We start from the raw sequence: 18,005 nt of genomic DNA, 5'->3' as shown, positions 1-18,005 counted from the left end.
TAATCCCCCCAAGTTAATTCAGTATATTCCGATATAACAAGTCGTGATTAATAAGATAAATCTCATTATAGGAATTTAATAGGGTTCTGTAAAGGGAGAACTGCATTATTTTTATATAAAGTGACTGGAGTTAAAAAAACTCTCAATCCTAAGCATAGATTGAGAGGCGAGTCGTTATGAGCGGTATTATTATTTTTTTATAGCATGGATATAATGAATCGTTTCAAATGCAGTTAAATAATCTGTCCTATTCTCAAAGAAAAGGTCATTTATTGTAGCTGGTGACAGATGTTCATAAATTAGTAAATCTGATTTTTTCAGCATATTTTCAATTTCATAATAAGTGAAACATGATTTCATTGGTTCTCCACTGGCGGAAGCCATTTTCACCATATTATCAACTCGGTTAGACATTCCTTTCTCTTTAAAAAGGTTTTCGTCTGAATAATCAAACACGATTGAGCTTCCCGATGGGACTTGGGCAAACAAATGATTTATTAATCTTGCATTTTCCTCTTTAGTTAAATAATAAGAAACACCCAGAAGGCTAAAGAACGTTTTTTGGTGATCAAACCCTTGAGCTATTAGATTTTGAAAAGACAAATGATGGGTGAAGTCCATCGGAACAAAATGAAGATGGCTCGGGATCTTTAAACTTGCGTCATCTAACCTTTGCTTTTTAAGTTCCTGTGTAGCCGGATAATCGACTTCAAATATTTCCAGACTGTTTCGCAATTCTGGATGCCGGAAACAAAAAGTATCCAACCCAGCTCCAAGGATGACATACTGTTTTAATCCTAACCTTACTTCATTAAGTAATACTTTTTCACAATACGCAGCACGTGCTAAGGGCGTTGGAGAAAGCTGGACTTGTGTAATCCATTTTAAAATTTCATCTGGATCGTCCTGGAACCTTTGAGCAATATCTTTATTAAAAAATGGTATCCCTTGAATCATATTCTCTTTGATGTCTGAAAACTCTTTTTGGGAGATTAGATCTTTTGCGATAAAATCATCAAAAATTTTGGGTGTGTCATATTGACTGTGGTATGCTCTGCCAAAAGCTGATATTAGGGAAGTTAAACTGGATTCATTTTGCTTCATACCTTTATCCTCCTAGTGATAAACAAAAAAAGATTCCCCTGGCCAGGAGAATCTCATTATAAACACAAATTTCATAAAAGTAAATTATAGCATAAATAAATATTTTTGTCAAGAAAAAAATGATCTAAGTTCGCTCCATATAGCCAAGGATACTCGCGTGCATTTCATCCACGGCCGAAAGCCGCGCGCTGTAACCAAGCAATGTTTCGCCATCAAAATGAGCATGGATGAAACCCGCGGTACGGAGCTTAAATATATGGTCATGCGTGATTCCCTTGGACAGCTAGGCCAATGCCTGGTCGTTCAATTCCTGTGCAGTCTGGCTCTCCAGACGATCTACAACCTCATCAATACCTCCTTGATCGGTAAGCATGCAGACGAGTCCGTAGATGACCTTCCAGTCTGCATTGATTTCCATCGTCTCCAGCAATCCGGACAAACCAGGAGACAGCGTGCCACGTACCTGCTCCGCCCATTCCGATGATAAATCGGTCTTCTTGTAAGCCTTGCGGCAAATAAAGGTATGCAAGCTGCTGAGCAGCTCAAACACCGGTCCATATGCTACATGTACATTATAAGGAGCATTCACGTCATAACACATCGCTCTCTGTCCTCTTTTCTTTCATGTCTGACGTTTATTATACATATTATCGTACACTCGTTCATTCCCTGTGATCCTTGCATACAAATATGAACGAAACAAGCGCTATAATCAAGAAGATGCAAAAAAGCCTGATATGATCGGACTCCAGTGGTTCCGGCTATGAATAAAAAAAGGCTGTCTCCTGCAATATCGCAAGAAACAACCTTTAGAATAACTTATTGCTTGGCCGCTACTTTCCACTCTTAAATCCCTGTGGATGCCGAACCTCTGGATACCATTTCAATTTTTAATTTTGTTGTTTTTACAGGTGTGAGGGTGGTCGTATTATATTGATCTACCGCAGTGCCCAGTCCTTTGGCCTGCTTAACATTAGACCAGCCTTGACCGTTCCAGTACTTTATCTTGTAAGACTTGGGAACATCAATGCCAGAGCCATCTTTGAACCAATATACATCGGTTTGGGATATCGTTTGCTCTTGATCAAAATCATATTGAACCCATTGTGTTCCCGTTTCTGGCCAGTTTCCGTACACGGCGTGACTTCTGTCATTGGAGCTGGTTGGATCAAAGCCATCATTGAGTGCGCTCACATTTTCCCAAGGTGAAGTATAGGAAGTGCTGACTTTTGCAGCTGGCGCAATGTTTACGTTTTCATCAGGCGATGTGTCGATGGGGCCCTCGTCGCCGTTAGTTGTACTTGGGAAACGGGAAGTATCTTGTTTGAGCTGACTCCAGGTATAACGCAGCATCCAAATATCCCAGTCTGTGATATGATCGGAATTGCCGGCCCACATAATGGTGTTGGTTGGGAAGCCACCCGGTGGACGCTCGTGCTCTTCATAAAAATCGTTTAGTCCAAAGCCATGTCCAATTTCGTGTTCCGTGATTTCGATCTCATCAGTGTTCACCGTGCTCAGAACATATTCGTCACTCATACGCTGTCCCCAGTCGCCGCCGGCTCCCCCACCGAAATTTTCTGTAGCCCAAAGATACATATCAAAGCGTTTATCCAATCCCCCCGGGTACGAATAGTCGGGGTCTGAAAAATGCTCAAATCTGGATATTCCATTAGGCGCAACGGGAAGTGCAGCAGGAATTTCCGGTTGTTCGGAAGCTAACACATCTGTAATGGTATCTGTATAAACGACCTCGTCAGGCTGCTTGTCCAGCAGCAGTGAAGGATCGGCAACAGCCCAGCCTACCACGTTCACTTTAATATCCTTGTAGGGCCAGCCATCATATCCCTGGAGATGCTCTGTCCAATGGTTCATCTGCAGACCTAGCATTCTAGCAATATCCTGACGCTGTTGAAGCGTAACTGGCTTAGAAGACTGCCAGCGTATAACATAATTAAGAGTGCCTTTTCCCGCAAAAATTTGATCGAAAATTAAATTTTTGCGGTTAGTCGAGCCTTCGGTCAGTATTCTATTCTTCCAAACCCACTCCACCGATGATTTGAGATAAGCTGGCATATCAGCCAGTGTCGAATCACACGTTGCAACCACTGCACGCTCATTTTCCAAAGAAGCTGCGGACATCATCGCAGCATTTCCTGTCAGTAATGAACTGGCGATCGCCACTGAAAGAGAAGCCCTCATCATTCCTTTTTTGTTTATCATGAAATATACCTCCATATCTATTTATTGTAAATAATCACAAATCATATTATCACTGGAATGATAGAATAGTCAATATTTTCCTTAATGATTTAAATTAGGTATTTTAATCGTATATTGGAACGAAGGCGTCCCTTCATATGCAAGAGAGCCAAAAAAGAAACCTTGAAAGGTATTCTTTCTCTGAAATGGATCCTATAATTAAAAAAAGTTTGTGTCGCGGCTCGGCGACACAAACTAAACTCATAGAGATACAAATGTCATTATTTAACTAACCTTATCTTTGCTCGGTGGCTTTAACTTTATTAAAAAAAGCCGTTGTATCCCGTACATTGAGACCAAAGTATCCTTCTTTATAAGTTTCATCTTTTGTGTCGATAACTAATTTATTGTTCAAATAAACCTTTGTGATATCGCCTTGCGCTACTACTTTGAGATGATAATCTGTATTTGGCTGTAAATCCACTTTTCCATCATTGTTATATGTTGCAATTTCATATCCGGTCCCATCAACAAATTTAATGAACTTTACAACATTATTTTTTATATCAACAATTGCTGCATATGAATTCTTTGCTGTTATGTCAGAACGAAAAACCAACGAACCCGATCCAATGGGATTGTCTATCGAATCTGTATCCGGCACGTTTATATTGGCTTCATACACAAAATTCCTGCCAGTCACTTTTGATACTATAAAAGCATCTCCCTCACTCTGTCCCTGTTTTCCATGAATGGTGTTCGCCCACTTCCCGTTAACGGTGGTCCAACCTGATAAGTTTGATTTAAAAGAAGAGCTTTTTTCTTTCCATACACTCTTTAGAGGATATAGGTCCAATGATTTCAGCTTAACATTTCCGCCCTTACTATAGATCTTTAATCCTTTGCTTGCAGAATCCGCGAATATCTGATCGGTAATAACGGTCTTACCATCATTGCCGAACACCTCTACAGCTGATCTGTCAACAATAACCTGCAATTTAACCTTGCCGTTTTTAGCATGTAATGGTCCCTCATGCTTGCCAACTACATTACTTCCGTAATCGAAATCTCCTGAATGAGTCCGATCAACGAATAATTGCTCGTTGTAGACATCATAACCGACAGTGGTATATTCCTTACTTCCTTTACGGATTTCGAAACCAAATTCTGTTGCTTCAATATCTGATACATCAAACACAGCATTCAATTCAAATGTATCTTCTGATAGGTTAGATAAAAGATTTCTATCACCGGATATCACTTTATTTGTGTAGGAAATTTTTCCACTCTTATCTTGAATGCTTTTTAAAGAAACTGGTGTTTGTTTTAAGCGCAAACCCTCTTCTGTTTGAGTTAATTCCATTTTTCTCGGCAATGTCCCTGAGCCTCTCCAGGTTGATGTCGGTGAATTATTTGCATACTGCCAGTTGTTCATCCAGCCGAGCCAATATTTTTCACCCTTCTTCCCTTCAATCCCGCTCCATTCTACAGCAGCATAATAATCAGCTCCATAGTCAGTCCATAACACTTTGTCGGAAGGGTTTTCATTTTTAAATGTTTTGCCGTCAAAGCTACCTACAAAATATTGCATGCCTGATCCGCCTGCTGGAGCTCCATCATTAATACTTGCATGCAGCACCCATTTTGTTTTTGTAGGGTCACCATCAATTGGTAATTCGACTAATGCAGGGCATTCCCATATTCCGCCGTTGTTTCCATGTGTAGAAGGAATCCACTCACCGGAAACCGCAGTCCAATCTGTAAGAAGGCCGCTTTGTTTCATATCATTTTTCTCTGGCTCTTTTGCAACCTGGTCAACTTCCTGTGGCATGCTCCCTTCATTATAAACATTAACATCATCAATGTTTATATGGCCCCAGCTACCTGTCGCTTGGTCTACAGCTTTAATATATAACACTTTACCAATATACTCAGATGCATCCCATACGTATTTTTTATATTTTTCGTCCTCGAATTTTGTGTTAGCTTGACGAATCAATTCTTGGTCATCAGAAGCTCTCACTAATGAAACATAGCGGTTGCTAATATCATTGCCGCCTCCTAATAACAGGTTGATTTCTCCAGAACCCCCTAGTTTAAAATACGGGGAATGCAATTCTCCTGTTGCGTCATCTCCCTTGTGAATATCAGAAAATCCCCACAAGTGATAGTTTCCTTGATGGCCAAAAGATCCACCCCAATAAGATGCTATATCTGTTACATGCTCATTTGTAAAAGCATTGCCTTGTTCGGTAGTCCACCCAGTCAAATCTCCCGTTTCAAAATCATGGTTGGCAATTTCTTTTTCATCGGTAATGATATTCTTGCCTAATTGAACATCTTGGAATAGGACAGAAGAATTCCAAAGGTGCAAACCAAAATTACCTGACGAGAACGTCGCATCATTCACATCATGAATAAGATTACCATCTACATACATTTTAATATTTTCTCCATAGGTGCTCACTTTTAAATGATGCCTTTTATCAGTATCAAGAGGGGCTGTTTTTTCAGCTAGAACGGATATGTTTCCGTTTTCAACTTTTAAGATTTTTAATTTATCGTTTAAAGGATCAATATTCGCTATATACCCATTCGCTGCATTAGCATCTGCTCTAAAAACGAGTGAACCCGTACCATTACCTGCTACCTCAATGTCTGCCTCATATAAAAAGTTATCCCCTGTTTGGCCGCTCATGATAAAAGCATTCTCTGTAGAAGTTCCACTTTTTCCATCTATTGTGTCTTCCCATTTGCCATTTACAACTTTCCATTTTGATAAGTTGTTTGCAAAGTTAGAGGTATTCTTAAATTCTACATTTCGAAAGGCAGCTGTTGAATTCCAGGCTGTTAACCCATAATAACCGTAATTAAATTCAGTATCTATTTTCTCAATAATAGGCTTATCGTTTACAAATACCTGAATATGATCGCCTTCTGCGTTCACCCGCACATTGTAAGTAGATGAAGTTTCGAGGGTTAAAGAGTATCTCGCTATTTCCTGGTTCGATCCATTTATATTCTTATTTAATGTTACGACATCATTTTTTGCATCTAAGCTGACAACATAGCCGTTTTTCGCATTCTTATCAGCGCGAAAAACTAGACCACCTGCTCCCTCCCGGCCATTCTTTTCGTTAAGGGTAATATCCCCTTCATAAGTAAATGATCCACCAGTTTGTGAAGTCATGGCATAAGAAGTTCTATCAAGGCTATTTGCTTGTATCCCGCCATCTTGGCCAAATTCACTTGCGTAATTCCACTCTTTTAAATTGGGTGAAGTATAAAACATCATTTTATCCTTTGCAGCTAATAACATGACCCACTGATGGGAGTCTTCATGCCAAAATACTTTTGGATCACGCCAATCCGGCAAAGGTGGATTTGGCATTACGGGATTCCCTTTATACATCTTCCAAGTTCTGCCTTTGTCTAGGCTGTAGGCAATACTTTGAACTTGGCCTTTTTCTCCTGCATGAGTAAAGATAGCCACCATCGCTTCTTTTCCAAATCCTGCTGTGTTGTTCCAATCAATCACAGCACTTCCTGAGAAAATTTGCCCTTTTTCATCAGGAGATAATGCAATCGGAAAATGTTTCCAATGAACAAGATCTTTACTTACGGCATGACCCCAATGCAACGATCCCCATGTCGTCCCATAGGGATTGTGTTGATAAAATAAGTGATATTCACCCTTATAATAAACCATTCCATTCGGGTCATTCATCCAGTTAGCCTCGGGGGAAAAATGAATCTGATTACGGTATGGTTCATCATAATAACCAGGGTCCGCAGCAAAAGCGGGAGTTAAAGGTAAACCCATTACCATAAAACAAATAAGCAGCACACTTAACTTCCTCTTCACAATCTTTCACATCCTTTTTTGAAATTTTACAACTTCTCTGATGTACTACGATATCAAAAAAATAAAGCGTTTACATTTTATCCGCAGCTCAATTCCATGGATTCAAGCTGTATACGTCACAAAATTCTGGTCTCCCCCCTTTCGTCTCTCTCATTTATATTAGTAATGCAAGTTCCGTGCCAAACATCTGTATACATCCGGTAGGTCCTATAAACAACAAAAAACCCCCGAGCCATCGGAGGTTTTTGCCAGTCTGAACTGATCATTATTTATCATTCTCGCTGCTTTCATACTCATGCGAAAGCGCTTTATATTGTTTCTCCCTTACTGTGAAACAAAATTATATACTTCGCTCAACATTTCGCAAATATAATATTTTTCGTCATCAGACAGCGTCAGGTTCATACCAGAAACAAATATCCCGGAGGCACGGTTTACCTCTTCGAATATAAGCTGGTCGAGCAGTTCCACTTCCCCCCGATAAACCAATCCATCGCGAATGACCATGCGTTCCAGCGCATAAGCCGTGTGAACGGCAATTTGAACTTTTGTTGCATAATCAAAATTGACTTCCAATCCCAGTTCCAGTGCTTGCACGTAAGCAGCAAGGCTACCATCTTGGATTTCCTCATCTTGAAATTTCGAGCGACTTCATTAGGAAAATAATTCAGTTCTTGTATAGCTTTCTCCACTTTTCTGCGTGTATCTGGTTTTACAGAGCCCGAGTTGTTAATAACTCGGGACACAGTTCCCACAGCTACGCCAGCTATGTTAGCTACATCTCTAATACTTGGCATCTAACCCTCCCCATCTCTCTTATGGAAATTATAATTGCGGATAATTGGCCAGGGCATGCACGGACAGATTCTTACGTCTTTCGACTTCTGCTAACTTTCAAAGGATACGAAAACACCCGATACGGTTGTGAGCCGACCGGGTGTTATGTGTCCAGGCAGAAGATGTTACTTTAATTAGTTTTGGACCAAGCTCAGATATGGGTGCATGCAACCGGGCAACGGTAACTAAAGTCTAAACAGTCTCATTTCCCCAAATGCTTACCAGATCATTGATTTGAAGCGACACTACCCTTAGTTCTCCACCAATAGCATAGAGTTCTAGCCCCTTGCTTTCCAATTCAGGGAAAATCATGTCTGAAATGATTGTTTTTCCATGATTGCCGAAGACCTCGACACTTGACCAATCCACGTAAATGCTCAACTGTATCCGTTCATGCTCTGGCTTCATAGGGGCCTTGTGTTTTGCTGTAAAATCGGAATGGAAATCAATGGTGCTCGACTTCGTCCGATCGACGAACAACTCCCCATTCGAGATATTATATCCGATGATCGTCTCCTGATCGGAAGACTTCCGTACTTTAAACCCAAATTCCACGGCAGTACTGATTTCAAATTCTGCAATAATTTCTGCCTTTGCAGCAGAAATATCAGACAATACGTTCATACCTGGCTTAATCGTCAAGTCTTGCAGAGACAAAATTGGTTTTCTTAGCTGACTTAATTCACTAATGGGTGCTTGGATTAAGCGAAGTCCCTCCGGATAAGTCCTAAGCTGTAGCTCCCGGGGGATTGATGTCTTGCCACGCCATTCCTCGGAAGGCAGCGTGGTAGCATAACGCCAATTGTTCATCCAGCCGACCCAAATCTTTCGTCCGTTCTCGTTTGGAATGCCATTCCAGGTCACGGCCGCGTAAAAATCTGATCCGTAGTCTACCCATTTGATGCTATCGAAAGATTCCAACGTTTCATCCAGAGTAAATGCCTTACCGTCAAAGTTGCCTATAAAATACATCATGCCCGAACCGCCTGCCGGTGGTTCTGGATCGTTTGGATTCACACCATTTCTATCCCCGACGCTTAGCATCAGAATCCACTTCATAGTATTCGGATCCTCATCCACTTGGATTCGAAATACATCAGGACATTCAAATACCCCTCGGTGGATACCCGGAATGTCGGAACCGAATTCGCTTGCAAAAGTCCATTCTTTCAAATTTGGAGACGAGTAAAATTCTACACGGTCTCTTACGGCAAGAACCATGATCCACATCGACGATTCATCATGCCAAAACACCTTCGGATCACGAAAGTCTAGCGTGTCCGTTGGGAATAAAACCGGGTTACCTTCATATTTTGTCCAGGTTCGACCTTTATCCTTGCTGTAAGCAATGCTTTGCACCTGCGACTTGCCGGGCTGAGCCTTGTTGCCCTCATTCGTATAAATTGCAACCAATCCTGATCCTTCTTCGTTGAAAAATCCACTTGTATTGTTCTTATCCACCACCGCACTTCCCGAGAAGATCGCACCGTCCTCCCCAGGCGGAATTGCCGGTGGGAGTTCATCCCAATGCACTAGCTCCTTGCTTACCGCATGCCCCCAATGCATCCTACCAAAGTCAGGCCGTGTATCATGGGGTGTATGCTGGTAGAACAAGTGGTACTCTCCTTCGTAGTAAACCATGCCGTTGGGATCGTTCATCCAATTTTTCTCAGGTGAATAATGAAATTGAGGTCTGTACGTCTCTCTATAATAATCGTTTCGTGATCCTTTTCTGCTGCTATTGTCGTCCGTTAGGTTCATTCCTTTAATGGTTTCCACTCTCCTCTTGTTAAATGTTTCAGCCTTGATCTTTAAGGTATCTGTCATAGCCTTTCTGTTTAATTTCCAGCCATTTGTCGAGTCCCAGTCTGGACAGCTCGGCCTTATATTCCGCCCATTCTTCTTCCACTTTGCCCGTTTTGATCCATTCCGCCCGTTTGCGGTTAACGTAAGCAAACAAATCGGTTTCCAGTGTGGAGATCTGCTTCTGATCCTCCAGCGAGAAGAAGACTTTCGGGAAATTATGGTCAGCCTTCATATAAGGAACGAGTCTTTCCTTCATGAGCTTGAGCCGCCCCACTGCATCGGTGGGCTTGGTCGTCACGGTTCCGTAATACTCGTCAAGAATTGCCAATGGACCACCGATATTCGTTTTTTGCCGCAGCTCGACAGGGGCAGTTCCCTTAAGCGGAAGATGCTTCAGCATATGACTCGCTTCATCGTATTCGAAAATGTTCTGCTGAGTTTTATCGCCGTAGGTGCCCCAATTGTCCTGTACGGACTGGATGGGATCATACAGCTGGTCAATCCATTTTGCCGTAAGCTCGAGATTTTTGTTGGCGCTGGTAATCACCATTCTCCCCCGGTCAAAGCCGAAATTGTTCGTCCGGGTCACATTGACTTCACCGCTTGGTCCCGCGAGCGGATTCATCAAATCATATTTATCGTTGTCTCCTGAAATATTCGCCTTATCCCATTGAAAGTAGAGGCCATATCTTTCACTCTGGCCTTTGGCCAGATACGTGTTATAATCCTGCTCGAATGACTCCTCGTCGATCAAGTTCAGTTTATACAGCTCATTAAGGTATTTAATCCCCTCTTTGTAACCGTCCTGATCGGCGGCGAAGACCACTTTCCCCTCATTGGTGACTACCGTATGATCGCCGTTGTCTCCAAGACCGAATGATCCGAACAGAAAATTCAGGTCCTCATTGCCATTATTGAGTATGAAGGACAGCGGGATTTCATCTGCTTTGCCATTTCCGTTAGGGTCGCCATTTTTAAATGCGAGCAGGACGTTTTTTAAATCCTCGGTGGTTTTTGGCATTTTAAGCCCCAGCTTTTTCAGCCACTCCACATTGATCCATGGCATGTCATTTACAGAATGAATGCTTTCCTTCCCGGCCCCCAGTTCCTCAATCCAAGGAAAAGCATAAATGTGCCCATCCTGTGCGGTCATCATGGATTTGTACTCAGGCGCTGCCTTCAATACCTTCTGCAAATTCGGCATATATTTATCAATCAAATCTTCCAGTGGGATAATGGTTCCATCCTTTCCGAGGTTCAACAAATCGTAGTCGGAATAGCCGGCATCCAGTATCGCATCTGGAAGATCCCCGCTGGCAACTGCCAGGTTTCTTTTTTCAATGAAGGAATCAGAGGTGAAGTTGGTAAAGTCGATATGCACACCCGTTTTTTCTTCCAGTCTTTTATAAATCAGCTTTTCATTTGGATCGGAAGGTGCCAGCGGCGAGCTTTGAGTCATAAAATGCAAGCTAACTTTCTCTTTAAGCGGCAGAGTGACATTGTTGAGCTTGTAATCTTCGGATGCAGCAGAATTATTGTCCGCACCGCCGCATCCGGCAAGCAATGAAGTAGAAAGTACCAGCGCTGACAAGGTTAGTAATGTTTTTTTCATCTCTATTCCCCCGGTGTGTTATTTGATCGAACCTACCATGGCACCCTTTTCGAAATACTTCTGGAAGAATGGATACATGACAATCAAAGGCAAACTTGATATGACAATGGCAGAGTATTTAATCATTTCGGACAATTTCTTAAGCTCCGCTTGCGCCAGCGCATCGGCAATCATACCGGGCTGAACCTGATTCTGTATCAGAATGGAGCGCAGCACCAGTTGAAGTGGAAACAGCTTCGGATCATCGAGATAAATCATGGCGTCGAAATAAGAATTCCACTGTCCGACAAAAGCGTATAAAGCCAGAACAAAAATAATAGGCTTCGACAGCGGCAGGACGATTTTAAAGAAAATACTGAGCTCGGAAGCTCCGTCTATGCTCGCCGCCTGGAACAGCTCTTTGGGAAGCCCCTGGAAGTAAGTCTTTGCCAAAATAATATTGAATACGCTGATCGAGCCAGGCAGGATAATAGCCCACACTGTATTCAACATGTCTAAATCCTTAACCACCAGATAGGTCGGAATCAGACCGCCACCGAAAAACATCGTAATCAGGAAAAAGACCATAATGGGCCGTTTCCCGATCAGCCCTTCAATCGCAAGCGGGTAAGCCGCGAAGACGGAAAAAAATACGGTTGCGAACGCAAAAGCTGCTGAATAAAAAATTGAATTAAAAAAACCGCGGACCATGGCACTGTTGTTTAGGATTTTGGCATATCCTGTGACTGTCCAGTCGGATGATGCAATGGCCAGCCCTTTGGTAATTAGGGTGTTTGGAGTCAAAAAGGACGCCAGCACCACATAAATCAGCGGGATCAGAATAGCGAGAACAAACAAACCAAGCAGAATATAATTGATGATGAGCAGAATCCGGTCCTTCCCGGTGTATTGAATATTCATGAATACCTCCTTCTTTAATACAGCCCTTCCCCTTCGTTCAACTTCTTGACGACAGTATTTACGAAAATCAGCAGGACCACATTAATCACGGAATTGAATAACCCGATTGCCGTAGAATAAGCATAATCACCGGATTGCAACCCCACCTTGTATACATAAGTCGCGATGATTTCCGAGGTTGGCGTGTTCAGTGCTGTTTGCATCAGGTAAGCCTTTTCATAACCGATCGACATGATGCCTCCTGCAGCGAGAATGAACAGGACGGCCATGACGGGTTTGAGAGCCGGCAGATCAATGTGGAAGATTCTCTTGATCAAAGAAGCGCCATCAATTGTTGCAGCGTCATGCAGCTGCGGGTCCACATTGGACAAGGTGGCCACATAAATGATAGAGGACCAGCCCGCTGTTTGCCATATACCGGACAAAATATATACCGTTCGGAAATAGGCAGGATCAGTCATAAAAGAAATCGGCTTGCCGGTAAAGGTTGTTACCAAAGCATTCACTATTCCAGTCGGCGATAGAAAAACAAACAGCATACCGGCAACAACAACAACCGAGATAAAGTTAGGTGCATATACAATAAGCTGAATATTTTTTTTGAGCTTCGCTCCTCGGATCAGATTTAGCATCAAGGCCAGAATGATGGGTACTGGGAAACCGAGAATAAGACCGTAAGCACTTAATTTAAGCGTATTCATTAAAATGTCATAAAAATTTGGTGATGAAAGAAACCGCTGAAAATGTTCGAAGCCAACCCATTCGCTACCCATGATGCCTTTTCTTGGACTGAAATCTTTAAACGCAATGATCGATCCGTACATGGGAACATACTTGAAAATGACGGTAAGAATTATGGACGGAACCAGAAACAAATATAATATATAATTTCGAACCATGTAACTTAGCCAATGGTTTCTTTTTTTTGTTTCTGAAGCCCTAACTCCCCTGTTTTGAACGATCGAGTTTGCCAATCTTTTCCCTCCTACTGTTCACGGCTTGTTATAAAAGACAATTTATAAGCCATGTTATGTCATCTCTCTGACATAATTCACCAAGATGTTTTTCAAATGCTTTGCTGGTAATACCCCCACCTCCAACAGAACTATCAATTTACACTTTCGCAAAATGAATGGGTTTACATTTTACATTTGAACATTTTTTACTCTTACAATTTAACAGATAGACATTTAATAAGTCAATATATTTTGGACAAATAAATTCACTAAAATTGCATGAACTAAGAAAAATGTATTATTTTTAACGCTAAATTCTTATAAATGCACTCTTTGAATAAAAAAATGTAAAATATTTTTGTTCATTTGAATAAATCCATTGTTAAAAGCATCAAAATACTATATATTTAGAATTATGAAGAATCTTAATTCGGAGAATAAGGTGGAACAATATGACGAGAAAGTCAAAGGTTACTATTCAAGACATCGCCGATGCCTTGGGAATTTCCAGAAACACTGCATCCAAGGCGCTTAATGGAGTGGAGAATATTCCTGCCGTTACCAGGGACAAGGTGATCAAAAAAGCGGTGGAGCTTAAATACAAACAATTTTCTTATATGGAAACAGCTTCTGAGAAACAAGGCAATATCGCACTTTTGACCTGTAATCTTCCCAATAGCTCACACTTTGGATCGTTGCTGATCAGCGGGCTGGAGAAGGAAATCAGCAACCAGGGCTACACTTTATCTATTTTCTTTGTTCGTGAGAACGATATCAATACGATGACCCTACCTGGTAATTTCGAGCCTTCGAATGTGGCTGGCATCTTCTGCATTGAAATGTTTAGCAAGGAATACAGCAAGCTGATCACGGATCTTGGCATCCCAACCATTTTTATTGATTGCGCTGCGGATATGATGTATGCGGATTTAAAGGCGGATCTGGTATTAATGGAAAATGAGCACAGCACATACTGTGTTACCCGGAAGTTAATCGATCATGGCTATGAAAGCTTCGGTTTTGTAGGCGATTACAATCACTGCAAAAGCTTCAATGAACGCTGGACCGGATTCAATAAGGCCCTGGCAGAAGCCGGAATCACCCCGGATCCTGCCCATAGTATTGTAGCGCCGGACCGCAACTTCTTTATAGAGGAGAACTGGATGGAGCAGCAATTGGATGCCCTGAAGGAGTGCCCCTCCGTCTTTATTTGCGCCAATGATTTCATTGCCATCAGCGTGATAAAATCGTTGAAGAACAAGGGGATTAAAGCCCCCGAAGATGTTGCTGTCTGCGGGTTCGATGATGCTTCAGAATCCCGGGTTGTCGAGCCCCATCTTACAACCGTGCATATTTACAGTAGCCAAATGGGTATTATTTCAGCCGAAATGTTATTGTCCAGAATCAAAGACAATACCATGCCGTACCGAGTGACCCATGTGGCGACGGATATCGTATACCGGGACTCGACGCCTGTTCTAAACTAAATCTATCAAGAGGTGAATCAAAGTGAAAAATGACGTAACGGTTCTTTGTGTGGGCGAACTGCTCATTGATTTTTTCTGTACAGATATTGACGTCAATCTTGTCAAGGGTCAGCATTTCTCCAAGCAGGCCGGCGGTGCTCCGGCAAATGTAAGCGCAGCTGTAGCCAAGCTTGGAGGAAAAGCGTCATTCTTGGGGAAAGTCGGAGCAGATCCCTTCGGCATGTACCTGAAGCAAACGCTGGATGAGCAGCATGTGGATACTTCCATGCTCCTTTTTGATCCGGCAACGCCGACTACACTGGCCTTTGTTTCCCTTGCCGCTAACGGGGAACGGGATTTCGTATTCAACCGCGGAGCTGACCGTCAGCTGTCTCTGCAGGACATTGATAGAGAATGGACCCGGCAAGCTGCCATACTGCATTTTGGCTCGGCAACGGCCTTGCTCGCCGATCCTTTCCGTGAAGCGTATTTATCTTTATTGGACGAAGCAAAGGCCAATGGGCAATTCACCTCCTTTGATCCCAATTACCGGGGGGACCTCTGGAAAGACAGGCTTGAGGAATTTATCACACTGTCCAGAAGAGGAATACACAATGCTGATTTCGTAAAGGTAAGTGAAGAGGAATTAAACATCATTACAGGGCTGACTGACCGCAATGCTTCATTGGATCTTTTGCATGGGTTGGGAGCCAAGACGGTGGCAGTTACCTTGGGGAAAGAAGGAACCCTCATCTCAAACGGTGCCTCCCGTTCGCTCATCAGCAGTATTACTGTTAAATCGATCGACTCTACCGGTGCCGGAGATGCCTTCGTCGGAGCTATGCTGTATCAAATCAGCCAGCTGAGTCAGCCTAAGGCATTTACCTCCGACGCGAAGCAACAGCAGGAATTTGTAACACTTGCCAATCAAGTCGGCGCCATCGTGTGCACCAAAGTTGGAGCGATTGCAGCCTTGCCGTCGTTGGAAGAAGTTAAGCGTTTCGTAGAGCAACAGGGTGAATCAAAAATTGAAGCGTAAGAATAGCAAAGGTGTCCGACGATCCAAGGGTCGCTGGACACCTTTTTAGTTATTCTTTGGAAGGTAATGCTGATCAGGGTGATCTTTCGCTTATCTGACGGGAAGCTTGATGAAGATTAAAACTTATTATTTATGAAGCGGATTCTTGTTATTCACGATTAATAAAATAAAGCGGGAGCACCGCGTCCTTATAAATGTCAAATTCGCTGAATTCCTCCTCGAAATATCCGAAGTATAACTTCAACCACTCACGTTAACCTATTTCACTGAACTGGTTTGTACTTGTGTCGATGAGAGCACCTGAAGGAAGGTAAAAGTATATATAACCACTTTACAATTGGATATTTTTATATCGCAAATGCAAAAAAATATTCACGAAATTCTAGAAGTTAGCAGCAGGTTGTGCAACCAAACCTATAGAATTAGAGTGGCTACAGTAAGTCGATTTACACATAGCCTGATTATTTTCTGATTTTGCTGATGAAAAACGGATATTCAGGGAACACTTCGTATACATTTTTTTGCACAATATGATAATTAGTATTACTTATGTATTCTTCCAACATTTCAACAGGTGTATATTTTAAACTTGCCATAAACATCAAATGTCCCCCATGCTTGATTAGACTAAAACACGAATCCAAGCATTTCTTGAAGTCCCCTGTTTCATTAATAGCGGACCCAATTAGGGTTACAATATCAAAGGTTTCTTGTGGCAAATCGGAATCGAATATGCTCTTGCATAAAACCTTTGATGGATTCGGATGCCGCTCCCTCTGTTGTCTATACTCAAATATCTCGCAAATACTTTCGTCAATATCAATGCTCGTTAAACTACCTCTTCCATTAAGCCAATATCCAAGGTAATCATCCCAATCTCCAGTTCCGATCCCAACATTACATACTTGGATTTCATCAAACATATCGAATGTCTTCTTTACGTAATCCCTTGTCACCAACTGTGTGTGAATGCACTGTGGAGAAGAGTTCCATTCTCCCGCATCCGGACCTTTGAGTTCCAGATAATATTGCAGTAATTTCTCATCATTCATATTCATTGATAATGCCCCCCATCATTAAGTTATGTTTGGTTTGTTCAATTCCGTCCGCATCCAGAGCAATCGTTCATTGACCTCGTCGAACTTCTTTTCATTGTATTTTTTTATAGTAAGGGCAATCTTGTCAAACCTTATAGGTCTGGAGATACTATATAAGAGGGGAATCGCTTTAAATTCCATGTCACATAATGGATATTCTGTTGTATAGCCTTTTATGTATTCTTCAAAGCGCTTATCCATAGCCTGCACATGCTCATCATCAAACCATTCCGTTTCATAACATTCATACGCGAGAAATATTCCTTCTTGAATACAATCCGAGATAAAGGCATCACTTCCTGAGAGGTTATAATCATAGATTCCTATAATGCTGTTCCGTGGATTAACAATAAAATTCGCCGGCGAAAAGTCTCCCTGCACTTGCCCCGTAGGCAAATGATCATAGAATTCCTTTAATTTCCTCCTATTGCTGTTATAAATGCTCCATATTTCCTCTATCACTTGGCCTGCTTCTTCCGTATCCTTGAATGAATTATATAACCACAGTGCATTAGTGTAATTTTCATCGCACTCCTCTTCTGCTGTGAACGGCTCGTAGAGCCGCCAAGGACTTACCCAATCACATTTGATTTGGTTCTCAAAAGCTAAGCGATGCATTTTACCTTTCATTTGTCCAATTCGTTTAAATACGAACAAAGATTGCTCTTCCAACTTGATCCCCCTTCCCAATTGATATTTGCTTGCAATGTATTCTTCAACCCATATATAGAAGGTATCGTCTTCAATCATAACCGCTTCAGCAAATTTCCCGCTCAAGCTTGGCAAGAATTGGGGAGTCACAACTCCTTCTTTCCAGTAGATGTCCGCCAAGCGTTGCCAGGAATGAATCCTCAAAGAATCGACGTAGGATGAGGAATACATTTTAATAACAATCCTTAGCTGACCACCAGCCATGGCAAAGCTTATATATCTCTTTTCATTCGATCTGGAGTTGTTGATAATGTGAATAATTTCACATTTTTGGACAAAGAATAATTTTAATCCGCTTTGTATAAGTTCTATGTCTGTCATGTTAAAGAATGCTTCCTTTCATTAAAAATGATAACATAATTAAACAATCCATTGAAACTACAACTCGCATCGACGAAAGGTTTTTCCTT

12 protein-coding genes and 4 pseudogenes are annotated in these 18,005 nt (G+C 41.9%); 2 read left to right on the top strand and 14 right to left on the bottom strand.

Features of this window, described 5'->3' with window-relative positions; translation table 11 throughout:
- Positions 1 to 189 precede the first annotated feature (189 nt).
- The 12 genes and pseudogenes from LCF57_RS03875 to LCF57_RS03830 all read right to left on the bottom strand — a co-directional run bounded on the left by LCF57_RS03875 (position 190) and on the right by LCF57_RS03830 (position 13,225).
- Positions 190 to 1,104 carry a class I SAM-dependent methyltransferase gene (locus tag LCF57_RS03875; protein ID WP_225999517.1) on the bottom strand — a complete coding sequence of 305 codons (915 nt, stop codon included), beginning with the start codon at positions 1,102 to 1,104 and terminating at the stop codon, positions 190 to 192.
- A gap of 124 nt (positions 1,105 to 1,228) precedes the next feature.
- Positions 1,229 to 1,705: pseudogene (locus LCF57_RS03870) on the bottom strand (hypothetical protein).
- 245 nt (positions 1,706 to 1,950) lie between these two features.
- The gene (locus tag LCF57_RS03865) at positions 1,951 to 3,327 is read right to left on the bottom strand and encodes a discoidin domain-containing protein (protein WP_225999516.1); all 1,377 of its coding nucleotides are present in this window, start codon (positions 3,325 to 3,327) and stop codon (positions 1,951 to 1,953) included.
- A gap of 274 nt (positions 3,328 to 3,601) precedes the next feature.
- Positions 3,602 to 5,329: a GH32 C-terminal domain-containing protein gene (locus LCF57_RS28090; RefSeq protein ID WP_413232180.1), complete on the bottom strand. Its 1,728-nt coding sequence runs from the start codon at positions 5,327 to 5,329 to the stop codon at positions 3,602 to 3,604.
- Positions 5,330 to 5,647: 318 nt separating this feature from the next.
- A pseudogene (locus tag LCF57_RS28085) lies at positions 5,648 to 6,082 on the bottom strand (family 16 glycoside hydrolase); the annotation flags it as partial.
- Between the two features lie 42 nt (positions 6,083 to 6,124).
- Positions 6,125 to 7,135, bottom strand: a pseudogene (locus tag LCF57_RS28080) (glycoside hydrolase family 32 protein); the annotation flags it as partial.
- A gap of 360 nt (positions 7,136 to 7,495) precedes the next feature.
- Positions 7,496 to 7,768 carry a hypothetical protein gene (locus tag LCF57_RS03855; protein WP_225999566.1) on the bottom strand — a complete coding sequence of 91 codons (273 nt, stop codon included), beginning with the start codon at positions 7,766 to 7,768 and terminating at the stop codon, positions 7,496 to 7,498.
- A pseudogene (locus LCF57_RS03850) lies at positions 7,753 to 7,968 on the bottom strand (LacI family DNA-binding transcriptional regulator); the annotation flags it as partial. The pseudogene LCF57_RS03850 and the gene LCF57_RS03855, both read right to left, overlap by 16 nt.
- 232 nt (positions 7,969 to 8,200) lie before the next feature.
- On the bottom strand, positions 8,201 to 9,835 hold the full coding sequence (locus LCF57_RS03845) for a glycoside hydrolase family 32 protein (protein WP_225999514.1): 1,635 nt from the start codon (positions 9,833 to 9,835) through the stop codon (positions 8,201 to 8,203).
- Positions 9,807 to 11,426 (bottom strand): ABC transporter substrate-binding protein, encoded by a 1,620-nt coding sequence (locus tag LCF57_RS03840; RefSeq protein WP_225999513.1) that lies wholly within the window; start codon positions 11,424 to 11,426, stop codon positions 9,807 to 9,809. Before LCF57_RS03840 ends, LCF57_RS03845 begins: the two co-directional genes overlap by 29 nt.
- Before the next feature lie 18 nt (positions 11,427 to 11,444).
- Positions 11,445 to 12,326 (bottom strand): carbohydrate ABC transporter permease, encoded by an 882-nt coding sequence (locus LCF57_RS03835; RefSeq protein ID WP_225999512.1) that lies wholly within the window; start codon positions 12,324 to 12,326, stop codon positions 11,445 to 11,447.
- A 14-nt stretch (positions 12,327 to 12,340) separates the two neighbouring features.
- Entirely contained in the window at positions 12,341 to 13,225 is an 885-nt protein-coding gene (locus tag LCF57_RS03830) for an ABC transporter permease (protein WP_225999511.1), read from the bottom strand.
- A gap of 509 nt (positions 13,226 to 13,734) precedes the next feature.
- Between LCF57_RS03830 and LCF57_RS03825 the strand changes: the two genes are divergently transcribed.
- Together LCF57_RS03825 and LCF57_RS03820 are read left to right on the top strand one after the other, a co-directional pair.
- Entirely contained in the window at positions 13,735 to 14,769 is a 1,035-nt protein-coding gene (locus LCF57_RS03825; RefSeq protein WP_225999510.1) for a LacI family DNA-binding transcriptional regulator, read from the top strand.
- Positions 14,770 to 14,791: 22 nt separating this feature from the next.
- Positions 14,792 to 15,787: a carbohydrate kinase family protein gene (locus LCF57_RS03820; protein ID WP_225999509.1), complete on the top strand. Its 996-nt coding sequence runs from the start codon at positions 14,792 to 14,794 to the stop codon at positions 15,785 to 15,787.
- A gap of 461 nt (positions 15,788 to 16,248) precedes the next feature.
- Here the strand turns inward: LCF57_RS03820 and LCF57_RS03815 are convergent, their stop codons facing one another.
- On the bottom strand, positions 16,249 to 16,845 hold the full coding sequence (locus LCF57_RS03815) for a class I SAM-dependent methyltransferase (protein WP_225999508.1): 597 nt from the start codon (positions 16,843 to 16,845) through the stop codon (positions 16,249 to 16,251).
- 18 nt (positions 16,846 to 16,863) lie between these two features.
- Entirely contained in the window at positions 16,864 to 17,916 is a 1,053-nt protein-coding gene (locus LCF57_RS03810; RefSeq protein WP_225999507.1) for a phosphotransferase enzyme family protein, read from the bottom strand.
- Positions 17,917 to 18,005: the final 89 nt, after the last annotated feature.

It is taken from the genome of Paenibacillus sp. BJ-4 (assembly GCF_020404765.1).
In the GTDB taxonomy this organism is placed as follows: domain Bacteria; phylum Bacillota; class Bacilli; order Paenibacillales; family Paenibacillaceae; genus Paenibacillus.
This window is presented reverse-complemented; position numbering and strand designations above follow the sequence as displayed.